The 22,677-nt window shown below is 71.3% G+C and carries 21 protein-coding genes and 1 pseudogene; 15 read left to right on the plus strand and 7 right to left on the minus strand.

Annotated elements, in window-relative coordinates; translation table 11 throughout:
* Positions 1-21 precede the first annotated feature (21 nt).
* From crcB (JOL79_RS24065) to crcB (JOL79_RS24075), 3 genes are read left to right on the plus strand one after another with little or no spacing between them, the layout of a single operon-like run.
* A complete protein-coding gene (gene crcB / locus JOL79_RS24065; RefSeq protein WP_210158172.1) occupies positions 22-564 on the plus strand; it encodes a fluoride efflux transporter CrcB in 543 nt (180 codons plus the stop codon).
* Positions 561-914: a DUF190 domain-containing protein gene (locus JOL79_RS24070; RefSeq protein ID WP_210158173.1), complete on the plus strand. Its 354-nt coding sequence runs from the start codon at positions 561-563 to the stop codon at positions 912-914. The genes crcB (JOL79_RS24065) and JOL79_RS24070 overlap by 4 nt, the downstream gene beginning before the upstream one ends.
* The gene (gene crcB, locus JOL79_RS24075) at positions 911-1,294 is read left to right on the plus strand and encodes a fluoride efflux transporter CrcB (protein ID WP_210158174.1); all 384 of its coding nucleotides are present in this window, start codon (positions 911-913) and stop codon (positions 1,292-1,294) included. Before JOL79_RS24070 ends, crcB (JOL79_RS24075) begins: the two co-directional genes overlap by 4 nt.
* 13 nt (positions 1,295-1,307) lie before the next feature.
* On the opposite strand, the gene JOL79_RS24080 is transcribed toward crcB (JOL79_RS24075), so the two are convergent.
* Together JOL79_RS24080 and JOL79_RS24085 are read right to left on the minus strand one after the other, a co-directional pair.
* Positions 1,308-2,375, minus strand: coding sequence for a LacI family DNA-binding transcriptional regulator (locus tag JOL79_RS24080; protein ID WP_210158175.1), 1,068 nt, complete (start codon positions 2,373-2,375; stop codon positions 1,308-1,310).
* Positions 2,359-4,806 carry a beta-xylosidase/alpha-l-arabinosidase gene (locus tag JOL79_RS24085; protein WP_210158176.1) on the minus strand — a complete coding sequence of 816 codons (2,448 nt, stop codon included), beginning with the start codon at positions 4,804-4,806 and terminating at the stop codon, positions 2,359-2,361. The genes JOL79_RS24080 and JOL79_RS24085 overlap by 17 nt, the downstream gene beginning before the upstream one ends.
* Positions 4,807-5,157: 351 nt before the next feature.
* Here JOL79_RS24085 and JOL79_RS24090 point away from each other — a divergent pair, with 351 nt between their 5' ends.
* The 3 genes from JOL79_RS24090 to JOL79_RS24100 are packed head-to-tail and all read left to right on the plus strand — an operon-like array spanning position 5,158 to position 8,341.
* Entirely contained in the window at positions 5,158-6,516 is a 1,359-nt protein-coding gene (locus JOL79_RS24090) for an extracellular solute-binding protein (protein WP_307848697.1), read from the plus strand.
* 2 nt (positions 6,517-6,518) lie between these two features.
* Positions 6,519-7,439, plus strand: coding sequence for a carbohydrate ABC transporter permease (locus JOL79_RS24095; protein WP_210158177.1), 921 nt, complete (start codon positions 6,519-6,521; stop codon positions 7,437-7,439).
* A gap of 2 nt (positions 7,440-7,441) precedes the next feature.
* A complete protein-coding gene (locus JOL79_RS24100; RefSeq protein ID WP_210158178.1) occupies positions 7,442-8,341 on the plus strand; it encodes a carbohydrate ABC transporter permease in 900 nt (299 codons plus the stop codon).
* 21 nt (positions 8,342-8,362) lie between these two features.
* On the opposite strand, the gene JOL79_RS24105 is transcribed toward JOL79_RS24100, so the two are convergent.
* Positions 8,363-8,686: a hypothetical protein gene (locus JOL79_RS24105; RefSeq protein WP_210158179.1), complete on the minus strand. Its 324-nt coding sequence runs from the start codon at positions 8,684-8,686 to the stop codon at positions 8,363-8,365.
* 122 nt (positions 8,687-8,808) lie between these two features.
* Between JOL79_RS24105 and JOL79_RS24110 the strand changes: the two genes are divergently transcribed.
* The 3 genes and pseudogenes from JOL79_RS24110 to JOL79_RS24120 all read left to right on the plus strand — a co-directional run bounded on the left by JOL79_RS24110 (position 8,809) and on the right by JOL79_RS24120 (position 10,389).
* Positions 8,809-9,462 (plus strand): response regulator transcription factor, encoded by a 654-nt coding sequence (locus JOL79_RS24110; protein ID WP_210158180.1) that lies wholly within the window; start codon positions 8,809-8,811, stop codon positions 9,460-9,462.
* 302 nt (positions 9,463-9,764) lie between these two features.
* Positions 9,765-10,043, plus strand: a pseudogene (locus JOL79_RS35875) (histidine kinase dimerization/phospho-acceptor domain-containing protein); the annotation flags it as partial.
* Between the two features lie 160 nt (positions 10,044-10,203).
* Positions 10,204-10,389, plus strand: coding sequence for an ATP-binding protein (locus JOL79_RS24120; RefSeq protein ID WP_210158181.1), 186 nt, complete (start codon positions 10,204-10,206; stop codon positions 10,387-10,389).
* A 22-nt stretch (positions 10,390-10,411) separates the two neighbouring features.
* On the opposite strand, the gene JOL79_RS24125 is transcribed toward JOL79_RS24120, so the two are convergent.
* Positions 10,412-10,900, minus strand: a complete 489-nt coding sequence (locus JOL79_RS24125; protein WP_210158182.1) for an NUDIX domain-containing protein — start codon at positions 10,898-10,900, stop codon at positions 10,412-10,414.
* Between the two features lie 103 nt (positions 10,901-11,003).
* Here JOL79_RS24125 and JOL79_RS24130 point away from each other — a divergent pair, with 103 nt between their 5' ends.
* From JOL79_RS24130 to JOL79_RS24140, 3 genes are all read left to right on the plus strand, one after another.
* A complete protein-coding gene (locus JOL79_RS24130) occupies positions 11,004-13,220 on the plus strand; it encodes an NACHT domain-containing protein (protein ID WP_210158183.1) in 2,217 nt (738 codons plus the stop codon).
* Positions 13,221-13,552: 332 nt separating this feature from the next.
* Entirely contained in the window at positions 13,553-17,170 is a 3,618-nt protein-coding gene (locus JOL79_RS24135; RefSeq protein ID WP_210158184.1) for a glycosyl hydrolase family 95 catalytic domain-containing protein, read from the plus strand.
* 136 nt (positions 17,171-17,306) lie between these two features.
* A complete protein-coding gene (locus JOL79_RS24140; protein ID WP_210158185.1) occupies positions 17,307-17,939 on the plus strand; it encodes a hypothetical protein in 633 nt (210 codons plus the stop codon).
* Positions 17,940-18,045: 106 nt separating this feature from the next.
* On the opposite strand, the gene JOL79_RS24145 is transcribed toward JOL79_RS24140, so the two are convergent.
* Positions 18,046-18,915, minus strand: coding sequence for an alpha/beta fold hydrolase (locus tag JOL79_RS24145; RefSeq protein ID WP_230985369.1), 870 nt, complete (start codon positions 18,913-18,915; stop codon positions 18,046-18,048).
* 441 nt (positions 18,916-19,356) lie between these two features.
* Here JOL79_RS24145 and JOL79_RS24150 point away from each other — a divergent pair, with 441 nt between their 5' ends.
* A complete protein-coding gene (locus JOL79_RS24150) occupies positions 19,357-20,001 on the plus strand; it encodes a hypothetical protein (RefSeq protein ID WP_210158186.1) in 645 nt (214 codons plus the stop codon).
* Positions 20,002-20,030: 29 nt separating this feature from the next.
* Here the strand turns inward: JOL79_RS24150 and JOL79_RS24155 are convergent, their stop codons facing one another.
* The gene (locus tag JOL79_RS24155) at positions 20,031-20,705 is read right to left on the minus strand and encodes a TetR/AcrR family transcriptional regulator (RefSeq protein ID WP_210158187.1); all 675 of its coding nucleotides are present in this window, start codon (positions 20,703-20,705) and stop codon (positions 20,031-20,033) included.
* A gap of 148 nt (positions 20,706-20,853) precedes the next feature.
* Between JOL79_RS24155 and JOL79_RS24160 the strand changes: the two genes are divergently transcribed.
* Positions 20,854-21,537, plus strand: coding sequence for a DsbA family oxidoreductase (locus JOL79_RS24160; RefSeq protein ID WP_210158188.1), 684 nt, complete (start codon positions 20,854-20,856; stop codon positions 21,535-21,537).
* Positions 21,537-22,091 carry a cupin domain-containing protein gene (locus JOL79_RS24165; RefSeq protein ID WP_210158189.1) on the plus strand — a complete coding sequence of 185 codons (555 nt, stop codon included), beginning with the start codon at positions 21,537-21,539 and terminating at the stop codon, positions 22,089-22,091. Before JOL79_RS24160 ends, JOL79_RS24165 begins: the two co-directional genes overlap by 1 nt.
* 24 nt (positions 22,092-22,115) lie before the next feature.
* Here the strand turns inward: JOL79_RS24165 and JOL79_RS24170 are convergent, their stop codons facing one another.
* Positions 22,116-22,625: a DinB family protein gene (locus JOL79_RS24170; protein WP_210158190.1), complete on the minus strand. Its 510-nt coding sequence runs from the start codon at positions 22,623-22,625 to the stop codon at positions 22,116-22,118.
* Positions 22,626-22,677 lie beyond the last annotated feature (52 nt).

The following is a 22,677-nucleotide window of genomic DNA, read 5'->3' on the forward strand; positions in this document are numbered from 1 at the left end:
CTGTACGACTTGGGAGGATCGATGGGCCGGAACTCCGCATGCGAACGGGCCCACATCGCGGCGCCGGCGGATGGGGACCCGCGCACCGGGGCCGATGACACCCATCCCGGCGCGGACGTCTTCCGCCCACGGGCGCCCGCGCCACGCCGGTCCTGGGACGTGCTCGCGGTCATCGCGCTCGGCGGCGGAGCCGGCAGCGTGGCCCGCTACCTCGTGGAGGACGCGCTCCCGGCCGGGGACACGGCGTTCCCCTGGGCGACCTTCGCCGTGAACGTCACCGGGTGTCTCGCCCTCGGCGCGCTGATGGTTTTCGTGCTGGACGTCTGGCCGCCGCGCCGCTACGTCCGCCCCTTCCTCGGCGTGGGCTTCCTCGGGGGATACACGACGTTCTCCACCTGCACCGGCGAGATCGTCCAGCGGGTCGCGCACGGCGCGTGGCCGGTGGCGATCGAGTACGCGGCGGGCAGCCTGGCCGCCTGCCTGGCCGCCGTGTGTGTGGGCCTCGCGGCGGCGCGGGCGGTGACCCGCCTCCCGCTGCGCCGCGGCCGCGAGGTGACGCCATGAGGTTGAGTGGCGCGGCGCAGCGGCTGACCGTCCTCGTCGGGGAGAGCGACCAGTACCGGCATCGGCCGCTGTACACCGAGATCGTGCACCGGGCCCACCGGATGGGCCTGGCCGGAGCGAGCGTGTTCCGCGGCATCGAGGGCTTCGGCGCGTCCTCGCTCATCCACACCAGCCGCCTGCTGTCGCTCAGCGAGGACTTGCCGGTGGCCGTCGTCATCGTCGACGCCGAACCCCGCATCACCGCCTTCGTGGCCGAGCTCGACGAGCTGGTCACCGAGGGGCTGGTGATCGTCGACGAGGTGCGGGTGCACCGCTACGTGGGCCGCGGGGCGCCTGAGGGGTCCGGATGACCGAGCTGTCCACGATCGCGCTCGTCTTCCTCGGCGGGGCGGCGGGCGCACCCGCGCGGTATCTGACCGACCGGTTCGTCCAGCGGCGTCACGACAGCGTGTTCCCCTGGGGCACGCTGACCGTCAACGTGACCGGGTCGTTCGTGCTCGGGCTCCTGCTCGCCGCGCGGGCGTCGGCCGGGCTGCCCGCCGACGCGGCCGGCCTGCTCGGGACCGGCTTCTGCGGCGCGCTCACCACGTTCAGCACCTTCGGCTTCGAGACCGTCCGCCTGGCCGAGGAGGGCTCGCTGCCGGAGGCGGGACTCAACGCCCTCGGCGGGCTGGTCCTCGGCCTGCTGGCCGCCGCAGGGGGCTACGCGCTGGTCACGCTGGCCGCCTGACAGCCTCCCCGCGTCAGGATTCCTCCGCGGCCCGCCCCGGCACGGGCCGTACGGGTGACGCGGGCGGCACGGCCGGCACGGGGGCGGTGGAGCCGCGCACGACGAGCTCGGTGGCGAGCTCGACGTGGTGAGAGTCGACCCGCTCCCCCGCCGCCAGGCGCAGCGCCGTACGCACCGCGACGCCGCCCATCTCCCGCAGAGGCTGGCGCACGGTGGTCAGCGGCGGCGACGCCATCCGGGCGATCTGGGTGTCGTCGAAGCCCACGACGCTGAGGTCGTCGGGCACCCGCAGCCCCCGCGCCCGGGCGGCCTCCAGCACGCCGAGCGCTGTCTCGTCGCAGCCCGCGAAGACGGCCGTCGGAGTCTCGGGCAGCTCGAACAGGGCCGCGCCGCCCGTGACGCCGTCGTAGTAGAGGAAGTGACCGGTCCGCACGTAACCGGGCAGGACCGGGGCTCCCGCGGTCTCCATGGCGGCCCGGTATCCGTGCAACCTGGCCTGGTTGCAGGCGGCCGTGGCCGGGCCGCCGAGGTAGGCGACCCGGCGGTGCCCCAGGGTGATCAGATGCTGCGTCGCGGCCAGTCCCCCGGCGAAGTTCGTCGAGCCCACACTGGTCACCCGGTTGCGCGGCAGGTTCAGCGGGTCGATCACGACCAGCGGCAGCCGGGCCCGCGACAGCGCCGCCACCTGCCTGGTGGTCATCTCGCTTGTGACGGCGATCAGCGCCCGCCGCCCGGCGCCGGCCAGGCCGCGCGCCCAGGCCCCGGCGCGGTCGGCGTTCGACCGGATGCTCACCACGACCGCCACGTCGAGCTCGGCCCCGGCCTCCACCGCGCCCTGCACGATCTCGGTGGAGTACGAGTTGAGATCGGTGTCGAACTCGACCTCGACGGTGCCGGCCGGCTCGCCGCGGCGCTGCGGCGGCGCCACGTAGTCGTACTGCTCCAGCAGCGACTGCACCAGGGAACGGGTCGCCGGCGCGACGTCGCTGCGGCCGTTCAGCACCTTCGACACGGTCGCGACCGACACGCCCGCCGAGGCCGCGACCGTGGCCAGTGTCGCCCGCCTACGGCTGGCCGGCATCTATCCCTCCCTGTGGTCCGGCGACAGAACTGTGGATCGATTCGACCGTCACCGGCGTGACCAGCCGCCGGTCGATGCCGACGTGGCGCGCCTGCCCGGTCAGGCGGACGCGGCCCCGGCAGGGCAGGTCCGTCGCCGACGTGCCGGCGAACAGGTCGATGTCCCCAGGTTCGACGACGCGCCGCAGGTCACGGCCGGTGAAGGCGGTCCGGTCCGCGTGCACGGAGAACGTCGCCCGCGCGGCCTCCCCCGGCTCAAGCCGGACCCTGGTGAAGCCGACGAGCTGCCGCACCGGCCGGGTGACCTGGGCGAGCACGTCGTGCAGGTAGAGCTGGACGACCTCCTCGCCCGCCCGGCCCCCGGTGTTGCGCACCCGCACCGAGACGGTGAACTCGCCGTCGGACGGCACCTCGGGGGCGCTGATCAGCAGGTCGTCGACCTCGAACGTGGTGTAGGACGTGCCGTGGCCGAACGGGAACAGCGGAGTCGGGTCGAGGTTGCTGATGCCCTCGCTGTTGGAGCCCAGCGGCGGCTGCAGGTAGGTGCCCGGCTGCCCGCCCGGACCGCGCGGGATCTGCACCGGCAGCTTGCCGCTGGGCTGCACCCGCCCGCTCAGCACGCCGGCGACCGCCGCCCCGCCCTCCTCGCCGGGCATGAAGGCCTGGACGAGGCCGGCCACCCTGCCGTGCACCTCACCGAGCGCGTACGGACGTCCGGACACGACGACCACCACGACCGGCGTACCGGTGGCGGCCAGCTCGACGATCAGGTCCTCCTGCACGCCGGGCAGCCGAAGGTCCTCGGCGTCGCAGCCCTCCCCCGACGTGCCCTGCCCGAACAGCCCGGCGAGGTCGCCGACCACGGCCACGCACAGGTCGGCCTCGCGGGCCGCCCGCAGGGCGGCGGCGAAGCCGGAGCGGTCCTCGTCCCGCACGTCGCAGCCCCGCTCGTGCACCAGCTCGGCGTCCGGCAGCTCGGCCCGCAGCGCGTCCAGCAGGCTGGGCGCGTCGACGCCGAGCCCGAGCCCGGGGTGGCGGGGCAGCACGTGGTTGGGGAACGCGTAGCAGCCCATGAACGTGCGCGGGTCGTCGGCGCAGGGGCCGACGACGGCCACCCGGCGCGGCTCGGGACGGCCCTCGCCCAGCAGGGGCAGCGCGGTGCCCGCGTCGAGCAGCACGACGGACCGCTCGGCCAGCTCCCGGGCCAGCTCCCGGTTGTCCGGCGAGTCGAGGTCGACCGCCTCGGCCCCGGCCACCGACTTCTCCGGCGTCCAGCCGGCGTCGAGCAGCCCGAGCTGCACCTTCTGGGTGAGCAGGCGGCGCGCGGCCCGGTCCACCAGCGCCTCCGGCAGCTCGCCCCGGCGCACCCGTTCGACCAGATGCCCGCCGAAGCCGAGCGTGTCGGGCAGCTCCACGTCGATCCCGGCGGTGAGCGCCTGCACGCCCGCCTCGTCGGTGTCCGCGGCCACCTGGTGCATCGTCGCGAGAAACGGGACGGCCCAGTAGTCCGACACGACCGTCCCGGTGAAGCCCCACTCCCCGCGCAGCAGGTCGGTCAGCAGCCAGGAGTCGCCCGCCGCGGGCACGCCGTCCACGTCGGAGTACGAGTTCATGACCGAGCGGGCGCCGCCCTCGACGATGGCGGCCTCGAACGTCGGAAGAATCATGTCCATCAGCTCGCGCCGGCCCATCGGCACCGGGCCGTGGTTGCGCGCCGCCCGCGAGGCGGAGTATCCCGCGAAGTGCTTGAGCGTGGCGACGACGCCCGCGCTCTCCAGGCCGCGCACGTAGGCCGCGCCGAGCATCGCCACGAGGTACGGGTCCTCGCCCATGGTCTCCTCGACCCGGCCCCACCGGTAGTCGCGGACCACGTCGAGGACCGGCGACAGCCCCTGGTGCACGCCCACGGCGCGCATGTCGCGCCCGATCGCCGCGGCCATCCGCTCGACCAGGGCGGGGTCGAACGTCGCGCCCCAGGCGATGGCCGCCGGGTAGACCGTCGCGCCGTAAGTGGTGAACCCCGTCAGGCACTCCTCGTGGACCAGCGCCGGGATGCCGAGCCTGGAGTGCCGCACCACCTCGCGCTGCAGCCGCACCACCTCCGCCGCGCCCTCCGCCGCGGTGACCGGGGCGCTCCCGAACACGCGGGTCAGGTGGCCAAGCCCGTGGCGGATCGCCTCCTCGAAGGGCACCGACCCCGAGGCCGCGAACACGTCCTGCATCGGGGCCACGTTGAGCGTCCCGTCCTCCGGCTCCGCCCCCTGCTCGGTCAGCATGTCGTTGCCAAGCCACCGGCTCCCGAGCTGGCCGACCTTCTCCTCCAGCGTCATCTCCGCGAGGAGGGCGTCCACCCGGTCGGCCACGGGAAGCGTGGGGTCCTGCCATGGCCGGAGGGTCCGCTCAGTCGTCGAGGTCCAATCCTGCGCCGTCATCTGCTCTCCTCAAAGGACTCTGTTCCGCAACTCTTCGCAACCTTTCGGAGCGCCGTGAGGGCGCCGGGCGCGATTCGGGTTCGCTCGATATCTCCAGGTGAACGCCCGTGCGAAAGTACTTTACACACGCCTCACCCGGTCCTGGCGAGTGTGTGATCGGACCCTTGACAGGCCAGTGGTCGAAACCTAAATTGGCGTGCCACGCGGCCCTGTTTCGAAAAAGTTTCGGCGAGCGGACGCAAGGAGGAGTGGACAAGTGGCACCTGGCGTGCTGTTCCACACCGCCGGCCACCGCATTTGATGTTTCACCGAGCCGCGGCCAGCCTCGGCGTTCGACGTACGGAGATCAGCGTGGAGTCCAGGACAACATCCCGCCGCACCTTCCTCAGCCTTTCCATGGGCGTCCCCCTGGGTGCCGCGTTGGCGGCCTGCGGCACCTCCGGCCCCGCCCCGTCGGGCGGAGGCGCCGCCAGCGGCGGAGCCGCCGGCGGCGGCGGGGCGAAGGCCAGCTACTGGTTCCTCTCCGGCCCGCCCGGTGAGGCCCCCCGCACCGCGGCCGTCCAGCGGTTCAACAAGGCCAACCCCAACGGCCAGATCGACATCACCGCGATCCAGAACGACGCGTACAAGACCAAGATCAAGACGGCGATCGGCGCCGGCCAGGCGCCGACCATCATCTGGGGATGGGGCGGCGGCGGCCTGCGCAGCTACGTGCAGGCCGGCCAGGTCGAGGACCTCACCTCGTGGTTCGGAGAGAACGCCGCCGTGAAGGACCGGCTGTTCCCCGGCGCCTTCGGTGCCGCGACGATCGACAACAAGATCTACGCGATGCCGTGCGAGACCGTGCAGCCGATCGTCCTCTTCTACAACAAGAAGGTCTTCGAGCAGGTCGGGGTGCAGCCGCCGCAGTCGTACGGCGACATTCTCGACCTGGTGAAGAAGTTCAACGCCAAGGGAATCGCGCCGTTCTCCCTCGGCGGTCAGTCCCGCTGGACGAACATGATGTGGCTGGAATTCCTCTTCGACCGCATCGGCGGCTCCGAGGTGTTCCAGGCCGTCTTCGACGGCGAGAAGGACGCCTGGAACAACCCCGCGTCCATCGAGGCCCTGACCAAGATGCAGGAGCTCATCAAGGCCAACGGGTTCATCAAGGGCTTCTCCTCCATCACCGCCGACTCCAACGCCGACCAGGCGCTGCTCTACACCGGCAAGGCCGCGATGATGCTGCACGGCAGCTGGTCGTACGGCATCCAGCAGGCGCAGGGCGGCGACTTCGTCGCCAGCGGCGGCCTCGGCTGGATGAACTTCCCGCCGGTCGACGGCGGCAAGGGCGACCCGAGCGACACCGTCGGCAACCCCGGCCAGTACCTGTCGATCTCGTCCAAGGCCACGCCCGAGCAGAAGGAGATCGCCAAGAAGTTCTTCGCCACCGGGGTGCTCGACGACGCGGAGCAGAAGGAGTGGGTGGGGACCGGCGGCGTGCCGATCGTCAAGGGCTCCGACAGCCTGTTCACCGGCTCCAAGGACGCCGAGTTCCTGAACTTCATCTACGGCGTCGCCAGCAACGCCAAGGTGTTCGCCCAGTCCTGGGACCAGGCGCTCAGCCCGACCGCGGCCGAGGTGCTGCTGGACAACATCGCCAAGCTCTTCCAGCTGTCGATCTCGCCCCAGCAGTTCGCGACGAACATGAACGCGGTCATCGGCAAGTGAGCATGTCCGCGACAACCGCCGGCCGGACGCCGTCCGCCGTCGCGCCCGAGGCGCGCGGCGGCGGCGTCCTGCCGTGGCTGGCACTGCCGGCCCTGCTGGCCTTCGTGGCATTCGCGGTGCTCCCGCTGATCGGGGTCCTGCTGCTCAGCTTCACCTCCTGGGACACCCTCGGCCAGATCAAGCTGACCGGCCTCGAGAGCTGGCGGTCCGTGCTGACCGACCCCGGCCTGCCGCACGCGCTGTGGGTCACGTTCCTGATCACCGCGCTCTCCTGGGCGTTCCAGACCCCGGCGAGCATCCTGATCGGCGTGTTCCTGGCGGGCCGCCAGCGCTACCGCGAGCTGCTCGCGGTGCTGTACTTCATCCCTCTGCTGCTCAGCTCGGCCGCCATCGCGATCACGTACAAGGCGCTGCTCGACCCGAACTTCGGGCTCGGCGCGGGACTGCACATCGACCTGCTGACCCAGGACTGGCTCGGCGAGCCGGGTCTCGCCCTGGGCGTCGTGGTCTTCGTGGTGTCGTGGCAGTTCATCCCGTTCCACTCGCTGCTCTACCAGGGCGGCGTACGGCAGGTGCCGCGTTCGCTCTACGAGGCCGCCGAGCTGGACGGCGCGGGGCGGGTCCGCATGTTCTTCAGCATCACGCTGCCGCAGCTCAAGTACACGATCATCACGTCCTCCACGCTGATGATCGTCGGCTCGCTGACCTTCTTCGACCTGATCTTCGTGCTGACCGAGGGCGGTCCCGGCGACGCCACCCGCGCGCTGGCCCTGGACATGTACAAGCGCGGCTTCCAGGCCAATCTCATGGGAGCGGCCTGCGTGATCGGTGTCATCCTCGTGCTCGTGGGCCTCGCCCTGGCGCTGCTGCTGCGCCGGCTGGGCGGCCGCGACCCCAACGCCAGCCAGCTCGAAGGGGCCTGATCGTGACCGCGACCCACACGTCGGCGGGGGCCGAGCGCGCCGCCGCCAGGACGAGCGGACGGCGCCCGGCGTCGGCGCCCCAGCGCCCCAACTGGCTGGGCGGACTGGTGGGCTGGCTGTGGCTGGCCGTGGTGATCATCCCGATCTACTGGATCGTGATCACCAGTCTGAAGACGCAGACCAACTACTACCTGACCAACCCGCTGCTCCCGCCCATCGACCCGACCCTGGACAACTACCGGCTCGTCCTCCAGCTCGACTTCCCGCTCTACTTCCTCAACAGCCTCCTCGTCGCCGTGGGCACGGTGATCCCCTCGGTCCTGTTCGCCTTCATGGCGGCGTACGCGATCGTCCGGAGCGGCGGCGCGGGCCGCTTCCTCCGCGCGGTGAACGGGTTGTTCCTCATGGGCCTGGCCATCCCGCTGCAGGCGACGGTCATCCCGATCTACCTGATGATCATCAAGCTGCACCTCTACGACTCGCTGCTGGGCCTGATCCTGCCGTCGGTCGCCTTCGCGATCCCGCTTTCGGTGCTGGTGCTGGCCAACTTCATCAGGGACGTGCCCAAGGAGCTGTTCGAGTCGATGCGGCTGGACGGCGCGACCGAGTGGATGACGCTCTGGCGCCTGGCCTTCCCCCTCACCCGGCCGGCCGTGGTTACAGTGTCGATCTACAACGCGCTGACGGTCTGGAACGGGTTCCTGCTGCCGCTGATCCTCACCCAGAGCCCCGACAAGCGCACGCTCCCGCTGGCCCTGGCGGCGTTCCAGGGCGGGCCGTACGGCGTGAACGTGCCCGCCGTGCTCGCCTCCGTCGTGCTGACCATCCTGCCGATGCTGGTCCTCTACACGGTCGGCCGGCGCCAGCTGCTGAGCGGCCTCACGGCCGGTTTCGGGAAGTGACCCGGCTCGTCCCGTTCCGGACTATTCCGGGGCCACGGGCGCACCCGGCCGCCGGGGACCGGCCGGCAGCAGCGACTGGCACGCGGCGACCGCCGCACCGTACTTCGGGGACAGGACGTCGACGCGTTCGCCCCTGATCGTGAGGTTGACCAGCCCGTCCGAGGAGAACGAGACGTCCGGGAAGTCCGGCAGGCCTTTCGCGCGCATGCAGACCGTGAACGCCCTTCCGCCGTCCCCGGACGGCTTCCCGGCCAGGGCGGCGGGCATCTCGCCCGTCCCCATGGCGATGAGCGTGGCGAGGACCGCCGCGGAGAGAACGATCCGCCCGATCGTCGAGTGGTTCATGATGGCTTCCGTTTCCGTCGGTGACCTTGCGTCCGTGCGGCCAGACAACCAGCGCGCCGGTTACGGGCCGGGAACGACGACGGTTACCGCCCTGTAACCGCCAGGCCCGGCATCCTGGAATCATGCGGGTGTTGGTGGTCGAGGACCACGAGGAACTGGCCGTGACGGTGGCCGCGGGGTTGCGCCGCGAGGGCATGGCCGTGGACGTGGCGCTGGACGGCTACGCGGCGCTCGACCGGACCTCGGCGACCGATTACGACGTCGTCGTTCTGGACCGGGACCTGCCCGGCCTCCACGGAGACGACGTGTGCAGGTCGCTCTCGCACGGGGACCGGCGGGCGCGGGTGCTGATGCTCACCGCCGCCGGGACGATCGACGACAAGGTGACGGGCCTCGGCATCGGCGCCGACGACTACCTCGCGAAGCCGTTCGCCTTCGCCGAGCTGGTCGCCCGCATCAGGGCTCTGGGCAGGCGGTCCGGCCGCGCCCTTCCTCCTCTGCTCGTCCACGGCGATCTGCGCCTCGACCCGTCGATCCGGGTCGCCACGAGGAACGGGCGCCGCCTGCCGCTGACTCCCAAGGAGTTCGCCGTGCTGGAGCTTCTGCTGTCGGCCGGGGGCGCCGTGGTCTCCGCCGAGCAACTCCTGGAACGCGGGTGGGACGAGTACGCCGACCCGTTCACCCACACGGTGAAGGTGACGATCAGCCGGTTACGCCGCAAGCTCGGCGATCCACCCCTCATCGAGACGGTCCCGCAGGCGGGCTACCGGATATGAGACCGACGGCTCGGCTGCGGCTGACCCTGCTCTACGGCGGCCTGTTCCTGGGTGCCTCGGTGCTGCTGGTGGCTCTCATCTATGTCCTCTTCGAACACTCCCCCTTTCCCGGGGCCCCGGCCGCTCCCGCGCCGGCCGGCGGAGGCGCCCTGCCGGGTCAGGCGTCCTCGATCGACACCCAGCAGGTCGCGTATCTGCGCCGGCTGTTCGCCGACTCCCTGATCGCGCTCGCGGTGACGGCGCTCGCCGCACTGCTGATGGGCTGGTTCGCCGCCGGACGGATCCTGCGGCCGCTCACCGACATGACGGCGACCGTCCGGCACATCACCGCGGAGCGGCTCGACCGGCGGCTGGCGATGTCCGGGCCCGCCGACGAGCTCAAGGAGCTGGCCGACACCTTCGACGAACTGCTGGACCGGCTGCAGGCCGCGTTCACCGCGCAACGCCGGTTCGTCGCCAACGCCTCGCACGAGTTGCGCACACCGCTGACGCTGCAACGGGCCATGACCGAGGTCGCGCTCGCGGACCCGGACGCCGACGCGCCGTCGCTGCGGGCCGTACTGGAACGCCTGCTGGTCGCGGGCAGGCACCAGGAACGGCTCATCGAGGCCCTGCTCACCCTGGCCCGCGGCCAGCAGGGACTGCGCGACGCCGTGGCGATCGACCTCGCCGAGACCACCGCGCGGGCACTCGACGGGCACGGCGACGCCGCAGTGCGCGTCGAGTCGTCCCCCGGACCGGGTGCGGACGCTGCCGCAGCCCTTCGAGCGCCTGGAAACCGGCCGGAAGACCGACGGCGACGGCCTGGGCCTCGGCCTGTCCATCGTCGCCGCCATCGTCGAGGCGCACCACGGCACGCTGAGCATGCGTCCCCTCCCGGCCGGCGGGCTCGAGGTGATCGTCGTCCTCCGTCCTGCGGGCGGTTGAGCGTCTCCCCACGGCCACGACGTCATCTGCCCTCGAAGTACGCCGCCACCACGCGCGTGTGCAGGGGGAACGCCAGCTCGCGCGGCCCGTCGAGCACCAGCCACCCGGACGTCTCGGCCGTCGGGACGACCGGTGGCAGCGCGGCGGCGGTCGTGCCCGGCCCGAGACCGAATATCAGGACGGTGCCGTCGGGGGCGCTGATCGTGTCGAACAGCCGGACCTCGCCCGGATCGACCACGACACCCGTCTCCTCCCTGAGCTCCCGTGCGGCCGCCCGCTGCCACGACTCCCCCATGTCGACGAACCCGCCGGGCAGCGCGAGACCGCCCCGGTGCGGTTCGACGTCGCGGCGGACGACGAGCAGGCCGTCGTCCACGGGCAGCAGCATCACCGCGACCGGCAGCGGATTGAGGTAACCGGTGTTGCCGCACGCCGCACACGTCCTCGGCCACGGCTGACCGGCGGCGTACGCGCCGCCGCAGAACGAGCAGTGCGAGTTTCTGTCCGTCATGATCTCGACATTCGTCAACTCCGCACGGCGAGGCCGACGGCCGCCAAAAGCTCGGATGTATCGACCTATCGCCAGACAGATCGTCTGCTGTCACCATGTGGGAATGAGAGGCTGGGCCGTCTGGCGCCGCGTCGCGCTGCCCGTCGCGGGCCTGGCCGCGGTCGCCGGGCTCGGCTACGCGCTGACCAGGCTCTCCGAGTCGGACGCGGCCGTCAACTGGGCGCAGCTCGCGAGCGTGGCCCTCGGCGTCTTCACGCTCATCCCTCCCCTGGTGAGCACCTGGCGGCGGCGTCCGCCGGGCGGCACGAGCACGATCGAGCAGATCGACCGCGCCGAGCGGGCGCTGCGAGTACTCGTGCACGAGCAGTGGCGCGAGGAGATCGTGATCCGCGAGCTTGACGAGCCGGCCCGGCTGCCGGTCCGCTGGAAGGTCTCCGGTCTCGACGTGATGGACCAGGACGAGCGCGTCGACGGGCTGGGTCTGCTGCGCTCGTGGTTCGGCTTCGGGCGGGTGCGGTTCGACGGGCGCACCGATCGGATGCCGGAGATGGCCGGCCGGTTCCGCAAGCTCGCCCGGCGGCGTCTGGTGATCCTCGGTGAGGCCGGCATGGGCAAGACGACGCTGGCCGTGCTCCTGCTCAGGGAACTGTTGAGGGAGCCGCAGCCCGGCGACCCGGTTCCCGTGCTGCTGTCGATGTCCGGGTGGGATCCGGCGGCCGAGCCCGTCCACCGGTGGCTGGGCAGGCGGTTACGGGAGAACTACCCTGCGCTGCGCGCCCCCGAGTTCGGTCCTGACGCGGCTCGCGGCCTGGTCACGTACCACCGCATCCTCCCGGTCCTGGACGGCCTGGACGAGCTGCCCGACGTGATGCGGCCGAAGGTGATCAACGCGCTGAACGCCGCCTGGACCGTCGAGTCAGTCATCCTCACGTGCCGGACGGCCGACTACTTGACGGCCGTCAGCGTCCGCGGCTGCGCCGCGCTCGCCGGCGCGGCCGTCATCGAGCCCAAACCGGTGAAGAGCTCTGACGTGATCTCGTATCTCCGTGACCGGCTCGCCCCCGAGCAACGGGCCGAGTGGGCCGGCCTGCTGTCCGAGTTGAAGGCCGACCCCGGCCCGTTGGCCGAGGCCCTCTCCACGCCGCTCGTCGTGTGGCTTCTCTACAAGGTGTACGTCGAGACAGGCGCCGACCCCGCCCCGCTGCGCGACGCCGAGCGCTTCCCGACAGCGGCCGCCGTCATCGACCACCTGCTCGACAACCTCGTGCAGGCGAGCTTCGCGGCCACCCCGCCCGACGACGACCCCGCCGAACGGCACGAGCACGATCATCCGTTCCGTCCGCAGCGGTCGTGGGATCCGGACGAGGCCCGCCGGTGGCTCTCGTTCGTCGCCCGTCACATGTCGGCGACCGGCACCAGGGACTTCCACTGGTGGCACCTCCACCGGGCTGTCTCGCGACGCTGGAGCATCCTCGTCGGAGGCGTGACCATCGGACTGCCCGTCGGCGTCACGGTCGGGCTTACCAGTGACGCCGTGGTGGCGCTGCGCAGCCCGCACGGCGGCAGCCTCCGGGACGCGCTTCTCTTCGGTCTCGCCGGGGGACCGGTGGGCGGGCTCGTGGGCGGCCTCACCGGCGGGCTCATCCTGGACCGCCTCAAGGGCTACACGCTGGAGCCGGCGTACGCCAACCTGCGCTGGCGCGGCAGCGTCCCCCGGCTCGCCGGGCAGCTCGCGCTCGGCCTGGTCACAGTGCTTCCGGTCGGCATGATCGCGGCGTTCGCCCTGTGGCGGGTCGCGGGGATCTCCTCGGAGGTCGACGGCCTGATTCTCTACGCGCTGGTTATCGGCGCCATGGGCGGTGTCACCCTCGGGCTCAACAAGTGGGTGACGACCCCTCTCACGAACGACCGGCCGCAGGGCCCGCTGATCACACTGCGGCGGGACCTCCAGCTCGTGTACGGGCGCTCCCTCACCTTCGGGCTGGCGCTGGGCCTCGCGTTCGGCTTCGCCGGGACGCTGGTGAACGGCTTCTCCGGGCTGGCGCGCGGCGCCGAGGCCGGGATCGCCTTCGGGCTGGCGGGCGGAGTCGTGTTCACCCTCACCTTCGGGTTCACGGGAGCCAGCTCGAACTATCTTGTCGCCGTCGCCGTGCTCCGCGCCCGCGGGCGGATCCCGCTACGGCTGATGCGCCTACTCGAGGACGCCCACCGTGTCGGGCTGCTCCGCCAGGTGGGGCCCGTGTACCGGTTCCGGCACGAGAAACTGCAGGACCGTCTCGCCCACATCCACACCGCGGACGATCGGCCCGAGCGGAGGTAGCGGACCGCGACCGGCTGATGACCGCCGCGCCTCCGATCCCGGTGCCGGAGCCCCCGCGGGGCCAGGCATGCCTTCATCTCGCGACCCAACCAGAACAAAGGTTGGATGTCTATAGGTCACTACCAGCACAGAGGCGGGGTTTAGGACTGTTTCATAACAACCATTGACGCGATACATCAAATCTTTGTAGCTTTGCGATCACCCCCTTCCATCTAGCCCCGTCAAGCTGCCGGCCCCGCTGAGCTCGGCTTCCTCACCAGAGCCGCGTTCGTCGTCGTATTTGGCGCGGGTGCCGGCCGCCCGCTGGGCCGCAGTGCGCATGGAGTTGCACGATGCCAGACCTGACGCGAAGGCAGCTGATGAAGATCGGCACAGCGGGAGCCGGAGCCCTGCTGTTGCCGATGCAATGGACGGCGGTCGCCCGGGCCGCCTCGGTGGCGCCTCCCGAGGTGCGCGCCGCCAACGACCTCGCCCTCTGGTACGACAAGGGCGCGGGCACCGACTGGCTCAGCGCCCTGCCGATCGGCAACGGACGCCTCGGCGCCATGGTGTTCGGCAACATCGACCAGGAGCGTCTCCAGCTCAACGAGGACACCGTGTGGGGCGGTGGGCCGTACGACCAGAGCAACACGAAGGGCGCGGCCGCGCTGCCGGAGATCCAGCGGCTGGTCTTCGCGGACCAGTGGAGCCAGGCCCAGACCCTGGTCGACCAGAACATGCTGGGCAGCCCGGCGGGCCAGCTCGCCTACCAGACCGTCGGCAACTTCCGGTTGAACTTCGCCGGCACCAGCGGCGCGACCGAGTACAACCGCTTCCTCGACCTCACCACGGCCACCACCTCGGTGACCTATCTCCTGAACGGCGTGCGCTACCGGCGTGAGGTGTTCGCCAGCGCGCCCGACCAGGTCATCGCCATCCGGCTGACCGCGGACAAGCCCGGCTCCATCTCGTTCTCCACGACATGGGACAGCCCGCAGCGGACGACGCTGTCCAGCCCGGACGCCAGGACGGTGGCCGCCGACGGCGTCTCGGGCAACTTCGAGGGCAAGACCGGCTCGGTCAAGTTCCTGGTCCAGGCACGGGCCGTCGCCGACGGCGGCACCGTCACCAGCTCCGCTGGCACGCTCCAGGTGTCCGGCGCGGACAGTGTGACCCTGCTGATCTCCATCGGCACCAGCTACGTCAACTACAAGGACGTCAGCGGCGACTACCAGGGCATCGCGCGGGGACACCTCGACGACGCCACCGGCAAGGCCTACGACGACCTGCGCAGCCGGCATGTGACCGACTACCAGAAGCTGTTCGGCCGGACGACGCTCGACCTCGGCCGCACCGACGCCGCCGACCAGCCGACCAACGTGCGGATCGCGCAGCACTCGGCCGTCGACGACCCGCAGTTCTCCACGCTGCTGTTCCAGTTCGGGCGCTACCTGCTGATCTCCTCCTCGCGTCCGGGCACCCAGCCGGCCAACCTGCAGGGCATCTGGAACGACTCGCTGGCCCCGCAGTGGGACTCGAAGTACACGCTCAACGCCAACCTGCCGATGAACTACTGGCCGGCCGACACGACGAACCTGTCGGAGTGCTACGAGCCGGTCTTCGACATGATCCAGGACCTCACGGTGACCGGCGCGCGAACGGCCCAGGTGCAGTACGGCGCCGGCGGCTGGGTCACCCACCACAACACCGACGGGTGGCGGGCCACGTCGGTCGTCGACGGCGCGCTGTGGGGCATGTGGCAGTCCGGCGGCGCGTGGCTGTCGACCATGATCTGGGAACACTACCTGTTCACCGGCGACATCGACTTCCTCCGGAAGTACTACCCGGCGATGAAGGGCTCCGCGCAGTTCTTCCTGGAGACCCTGGTGGTGGAGCCGAAGCTCGGCTGGCTGGTCACGAACCCGTCCAACTCCCCCGAGCTCCCCCATCACCCGAACGTCAGCGTGTGCGCCGGTCCCACCATGGACATGCAGATCCTGCGTGACCTGTTCGACGGCTGCGCCCAGGCGAGCGAGGTCCTCGGCGTGGACGCCGACCTCCGGACGCAGGTGCTGGCCGCCCGCGAGCGCCTGGCCCCGATGCAGATCGGCTCGCGCGGCAACATCCAGGAGTGGCTGTACGACTGGGTGGAGACCGAGAAGAACCACCGGCACATCTCCCACCTCTACGGTCTGCATCCCAGCCACCAGATCACCAAGCGCGGCACCCCCGAGCTTTACAATGCCGCCCGGCGGACCCTGGAGCTGCGCGGCGACGACGGCACCGGCTGGTCGCTCGCCTGGAAGATCAACTACTGGGCGCGCATGGAGGAGGGCACGCGGGCGCACGACCTGATCCGCCTCCTGGTGACGACCGCCCGGCTCGCGCCGAACATGTTCGACCTGCACCCGCCGTTCCAGATCGACGGCAACTTCGGCGCCACGTCCGGCATCGCCGAGATGCTGCTGCAGAGCCACACCGGCGAGCTGCACATCCTGCCGGCGCTGCCGGCCGCCTGGCCGAAGGGCAAGGTCGACGGTCTGCGCGGCCGCGGCGGTCACACCGTCGGCGCGACGTGGAGCGGCGGGCAGGCCGACGAGTTCCTCATCACGCCCGACCGCGACGGTGTGGTCAAGGTACGCGGCGACATGTTCTCCGGCCGCTACCAGATCGTCGACACCACCGGCGGCGGCACGGTCACGGTCGAGAAGGCCGAGCCCGACGCCATCAAGATCACGGCGCAGGCACGTCACACCTACCGGGCGCACCCGCTGCAGAAGGTCACGATGACCGCGCCCGACGAGGTCAGCCCGGGACAGGCGGCGAAGGTCAAGGTCACCTACCAGGCGGTCGAGCTGCCGCTGGCGCAGAAGGCGACGGCGTCCCTCCACGCGCCGGACGGATGGACCGTCACCCCCGCGCAGGCCGACGTGGGCCCCCTGGCGGCGGACGCGAAGGCCACGGTGGAGTTCACCGTCACTCCCGCCGCCGGCGCGGCGAGCGGCACCGCGGTCCTCACCGGCGTGGTGAGCGGCACCGAGGCGGGCGAGGACTGGACCGCGTCCGCGCAGGCCACGGTGCGGGTGTGGAGCGGCGGGGAGAAGCCGCTTGAGGACTTCTTCAGCAACGTCGCCGTCACCGACGACACCAACACCAACCCCGGAAGCATCGACGGCAACGGCGCCAGCATCTCCGCCCAGGCGCTGGCCCAGGCCGGTGTCACCCCGGGCGGCACCGTCGTCAAGAACGGGCTGACCTTCAAGTGGCCCAACGTCACGGTGGGCACCCCCGACAACGCCATCGCCTCCGGGCAGTCCCTCAAGGTGACCGGCACCGGCAAGACGCTCGGCTTCCTGCTGACGGGCACCTACGGCGCGGTGTCCGGGCCGGCCACCATCGTCTACAAGGACGGCACCCGGCAGACCTTCACCCTCAGCTCGCCGGACTGGTACGGCAACCCCCGGCCGGAGGGCGACGCCGCCGTCGTGGCCGCCTACCAGAACCGGCCGAACAACCAGCGGGAGAACACCGCCGCGACCATCTATTACGCGGGCGTGGCGCTGCAGAACAAGGAGATCTCCCGGGTCGACCTGCCCAACATCAGCGCCAAGGCGGCGAACGGGGTCGCGACCATGCACATCTTCGCCGTCGCGCTCGATCCCGTCACACCGCCCGCGCCGGAGATCAAGCTGACCGTCACGGCCTCCTCCCGGTGCATCGGCGCCTCGGCGTACCTGGCGGTCACGGCCGTCAACGACTCCGATGTGCCGGCGACGGTGACGCTGACCACTCCGTACGGCTCCAAGACCGTGGCCGACGTGGCTCCCGGCAAGCAGGCCTACCAGTCCTTCAACACCAGGTCCGGGCAGATCGACGCGGGCACGGTCACCGTGACCGCGACCGCGACCATCGACGGCAAGCAGGTCACCTCGACCTACGAGGCCGCCTACACCGCGGCCAGCTGCGGCTGACCATGCCCGCGGGTGTCCCCGGCGGACCGCTGACCGCACCGGCGGTCGCCCCCCCGCCGGGGACACCGCCATCGCGTAACCGGGGCCGGCCGACCGGATACGGCCGGCCCCGCCCCCCCATACATGGAGTGAACATATGGCAACCAAGAGAACCACGCAGATACTCGCCGCGTCGGTGCTCGGTCTCGCCCTCGCCGGCGTGGCCGCCCCCGCGCTGGCGGACGACGCGCCGTCCGGCAGCGGCATCGACGTGTCGGTGAAGATCGAGCCGATCACGACTCCTGGTCAGGTGTCGATGACCGTGGCCGACAACACCGGCGTCTCCCTGCAGGAGAACGGGTCCGACGCCGCCGCCCGTCAGTTCGTCGGCACCCTGCCGACGGTCACGGTGAGCGACACCCGCAAGCCCGAGGACATCCCCGCGGGCGACTACTGGGCGGTCGTCGGCCAGGCCAGCCAGTTCACCGCGACCAGCGGCTCGGCGGCCCCCATCGGCCCGGAGTACCTGGGCTGGATCCCGCGCCTGCTGACCGACTCCACCACCGGCGCGGTGTCGGCCGGTGAGCCCGTCTCCAGCGTCGTCTCCGACGGCAGCGGGGCCCCCACCGTCGGTCTGAAGGGCCAGGAGCTGCTCGTCTCGACGGCGAACTCCGCCGACGAGATCGGCACCTGGAAGGTCAACGCCGACCTCGCCCTCCGGACCTCCGTCGACGTCGCGGCCGGCGAGTACCACTCGACCCTGACGCTTTCGCTGTTCAACCAGTCCTGAGCCCGCGGGCGGGGCGCCACCTGGTCTCCGGCTGCGGCTCGGCCGCCCCGCCGCGACCCATCGGCCGTTCCGCCGCCGGCCGCGCCCGGGCGGCCGGCGGCGGCGGCTATCCGCGGCTGTCGGCGGCGTCGCGCACGATCGCCACGACCGCGTCGGGGTGGGAGACCATCACCGCGTGGGACGAGTGGACCGTCCTGATCCGCGCGTGGGCCCGCGCCGACATGAAGCGCTGGCCCGCCGCCGGGATGGCCTTGTCGTCGAGGGTGATGAGGCTCCAGGACGGAATCGTCTTCCAGGCCGGCTCCCCCGAGGGCTCGTTCTGGGCGGTCAGCGACAGCGGCCGCTGGGTGGCGGCCATGACGGCGGCCGTGCTCGCGGGCACGTCCGCCGCGAAGACCGCGCGGAAGCTGTCCTCCTTGATGTAGACGTCGATGTCCGTCCCGCCGGGTGCCGCGGGGTTGGGGAACGGCCTGGCGACGGTCGTGGCGGGCCCGAGCAGGGAGCCGGGATACTTGGCCGGGTCCAGCACCGTGGCGATGCTCTCCCCCTGGTCGGGCACGAACGCGCCCACGTAAACCAGGGCCTTCACGTTCGGCACGCCACGGGCCGCGTTGGTGATGACCGCGCCTCCGTAGGAGTGCCCGACCAGCACGACGGGCCCGCTGACGGTCGTGAGGATGGACCGGACGTAGTCGGCGTCCGACGTGAGCCCGCGCAGCTCGTCCGGAGCGGCGACGACCGGATAGCCGAGCCGCCGCAACGTCGCGATCTCGGCATTCCAGCCGCTGGAGTCGGCGAAGGCGCCGTGGACGAACACGATGGTCGGCTTGACGGCGGTGGTGCGGCCCGCCGTCATGCCCGTCGTAGCCGCCGTCCCGGTCCCCGTCGCGTGCGCGGCGGTGACCGAGGTCAGGACGAGGGCGGCGGCCGCCAGCGCCGGGATGAGCCGTCTGGCGTGTCGCGAGCGAGAGGTCATTGTCTTCCTCCGATGACGTGGGGTCGTCGACGAGGAAGGACACTAGGCACCCGGACGGCCCGGGTCTTCAGTCAGTTGACTGTCCCGCGGTCACGCATGGGTGCGGCGGCGTCCGGGGGGAGGAATCAAGTCGCACGACGGGACCCCCGCGCCGTCCGCCCGGCCTGGATTCCGCGGCGGCGGACGCGCGTCGGGGGCCCGGTGCGCATCGCCCTGGACGATGCTCTCGTCAGCCATCCCTACAGCGATCGGTACAGCTATCCGCACAGGTATCCGCACAGCCATCCGTAAAGCAGGGAATCGGGGGCGGGCCCGCCCGGCCCGCCCCCGCGAGCGCCTCGACCTGGGCGCCAAGCGAACCTTCAGACCCCGCCAAGACGCTCTCCTTACTGTCACGGGCGTAAGCAGAACCGTTCACCGGTCCCAGAGGGAGAAACAGTCATGCACGCATCGCGCCTGGCGACGGCCACCGTCGTCGCGTTCACCGGGTTCGCCGCGCTCGCCGGGCTCACGACGTCCGCCCAGGCGGCGCACGCCGCCACCGACCCCGGAGAGGTCACCGTCGTGCTGTCGAACGGCCGGACCCTGTGGCCGCAGGGCGTGGGATACGTCCTGCAGAAGTGCCCGTCGACGCAGCCCTACGTGGTCCGCGCCGGCGTGTCGTCCACCGCGGCCGTGGCATCCGATCAGAAGTTCCAGCGGTACGACCACATCTACACGTCGGACGACGGCCGGTCGGTGCGGGTCGACTTCCGCAACACGCAGACCTACCAGGAGGCGGCGGCGATGAAGCGCGACGTGACCGTGAGCGTCACGCTGACGGTCACCTGCTCGAACGTCGACCACGGGAAGCCCACCGGCTACGACTTCTCCGTGGCGTCGATGGTGCCGCCCGGCGGGAGCGAGAACGTCACCGCGCAGTGCCCGGCCGACAACTACTCGCTGGTGCTCAACTCGGCCGAGCGTCACTCCGACGGCCTGACAGTGACCGGCCACCACGAGGGCCTGCACGGGGACACGTACTCGTACCGCAACGACGACCCGTTGATCATGGGCTCGGCCACGGTCACCGTCACCTGCGGGTAGCGAGACCGGCCCGCGGTGGTGATCGAGGTTCAGCCCTGGGATGCCTCGCGGGGAGTGGCCGCGACGGCGGGCCACAGCACGGCGACGACCCGCTCCGGGATCTCCTCCTTGGGCTCACCGGCGTAGAAGGCGGCGAAGTAGCTGCCGAAGCACATCATCGCGATCACGCGGGTGTCGACGCCGGCGTCGACCGCGCCACGGTCCCGCAGCCGGCCAAGCACCTCCTCGATGAGGGCGATGCGGGGCTCGACGGCGTGCTCGCGCAGGATCCCGAGGAGCTCCGGGGCGCGGATCGCCTCGCCGGCGAAGTTGCCCATCAGCACCATGGCGTCGGGATTGAAGTAGGCGGGGTCGAGCCGGCGGACGGCCTCGACGAGCGCCTCACGCGGTTCGAGCCCGGAGAGGTCGACCGTGTACATGTCGCGCTGCTTGCGGAACCCGTAGTCGAGAGCGGCGACGACCAGGTCGAACTTGTTGTTCCACCGGCGATAGAGGGTGGGCCGGGTCACGTTGGCGTCGGAGGCGATGTCGCCGATCGTCATCCGGGAGTAGCCGTCGCGGATCAGCCGCTCACGGGCGGCGAGGATGATGGCCTCGTCGATGGCCACGTCACGGGGGCGGCCCCCGGGGCGCGGGCCGCCGGCCTCCCCTGTGGCATTGTCGCCGCCACGCCGTTCACCCTGTGACTGTCGCGCCCGAGCCATGGATCACCTCGCCGACGACCAATGGACGACATAGTCCTATTACAGCGAGGAACTGTAACACAGGAGGGCGACCTGGCCGTTTGGATGAGAGGGAGCAATTACGTTACAGTTGCTTGTTGTAACGTAACTACCCCGGAAGGACTCCCGGATGAACGCCGGCGGCGCGATCCCGGTCCCGGGCGACCGGCCGTCCTCCATACCGGCTTCCTCGGTCCCGCACTGGTTCGATGTCATCTGCCCGTTCTGTTACGTGGCACAGCAGCGGAACGACGTCCTCGAAGCACGCGGCCTGAACATCATCCGCCTGCCGTTCCAGGTCCACCCGGAGATCCCGCCCGGCGGTGTCGACGCGGGGCCGCGGGCCGGGCCGATGTACGCGGCACTCGAGCGCGAGGCCGCCCGCGCCGGCCTGCCGTTGAACTGGCCGGCTCGGCTGCCCGACACCGGGACGGCGCTGGCCGCCGCGGAATGGGTCCGCCTCCACCGGCCGGACGTGTCGGACGCCTTCATCGGGGAACTGTTCACCGCGCACTTCGTGCTCGGCGAGGACCTCGGCGACCGGGCGGTGATCGAACGGCACGCGGGCGCGCTGGGTGTCGATCTCGACGCCCTCCGGGCCGCGCTGGCGTCCGGCGTCGCGTCGGCGTCCCTCGCCGGCGTCCGGTCGCTGGGCGCGAGGCTCGGCGTGCGGGTGACGCCGAGCTGGCTGATCGCGGGCGAGCTGATCTCGGGTCTTCTCCCCGTATGGGAGTTCGAGCGCCTCGCGGAGAAGGCGTCCGCGCACCGGCACGACGATCGGCGCCGGGCCGATGCGAAGGAGGGCGAAATCTGATGGAGAACACGGGCGCGCCGGCGGTGCGGGTGGTCCCGCCCGGCGGCGGGGACTCGGTCGCCATGCGCGGTTTCGGCGCGGTCTTCAAGCTCCACAGCCGCGACAACGACGGCCGGGTGGCCATCCTGGAACACCCGTTCGCGGTGGGCACGATCACCGCGCCGCACCTTCACACCCGCGAGGACGAGCACTCCATCGTGCTCGAAGGCGAGATCGGGTTCCGGTCCGACGCCGACGAGGTCGTCCTGGGGCCCGGCGGCTACATCACCAAGCCGCGCGGGCAGATGCACGCGATGTGGAACGCGGGGACGACGCCCGGCCGCATCATCGAGGTCATCACGCCCGGCGGCTTCGAGAACTACTTCAGGGAGCTGAGCGAACTGCTCACCTCCGTCGAACCCCCGGCCGGCCTGAGCCTCGGTGAGACGGCCGAGTTCGCCGAGCTCGCCGCGAGATACGGCCTGACCTACGGCGTCCCCGGCTGGTTCGGCGACGTCGTGGAGCGTTACGGGCTGACGCCGCCGCCCCACCTGCGCGCCGGGCGGGCGGACTGAGAGGGCGTCACCGGCAGACGTCCGTCACGAGGAGCCGTCCATCACGAGGAACTGCCTGCCATCGATGAGCTCCCGCACCGCGTCGAGGTGTCCCGCGTGCGTCGCCGTCTCGACCAGCACGTGGACGATGGCGTCGCGGAGCGTGCCCGGCGGGGAGTCGTCGCGGTGCCCGGGCCACCAGCGCGGCCCCTGGCCGGGGTCGGCGGAGCCGATCAGCGCGTCGGCCCGCGCCGTCTCCGCGCGGTACAGGTCGAACACCTCGGCCACCGGCCGTTCGCCGGCCACCTGCCAGGCGTCCCCCGGGACGTCGAACGAGGCGATGGCGTCGGGCTCGGCGCCGAAGACCGCCCCGAACCAGAAGCGCTCGACGTCGACGGCGAGATGGTGGACGAGGCCGACCGGGGTCCAGGCCGAGGGCAGGACCGGGCGCCGGAGCGCCGCGTCGTCCAGGCCGTCGAGGATGCCGAGGACGTGCCCCCGTTTCCAGTTCAGGTAGCCCAGCAGGGACCGGACGTCGGCCGGTGTCGGACTCATTCGCGATCTCCCAGATGTGGCCTACGGGTCAGTGCAGCCTGCCACACCCGGC

The organism is Microbispora oryzae, from assembly GCF_017896165.1.
In the GTDB taxonomy this organism is placed as follows: Bacteria; Actinomycetota; Actinomycetes; order Streptosporangiales; family Streptosporangiaceae; genus Microbispora; species Microbispora oryzae.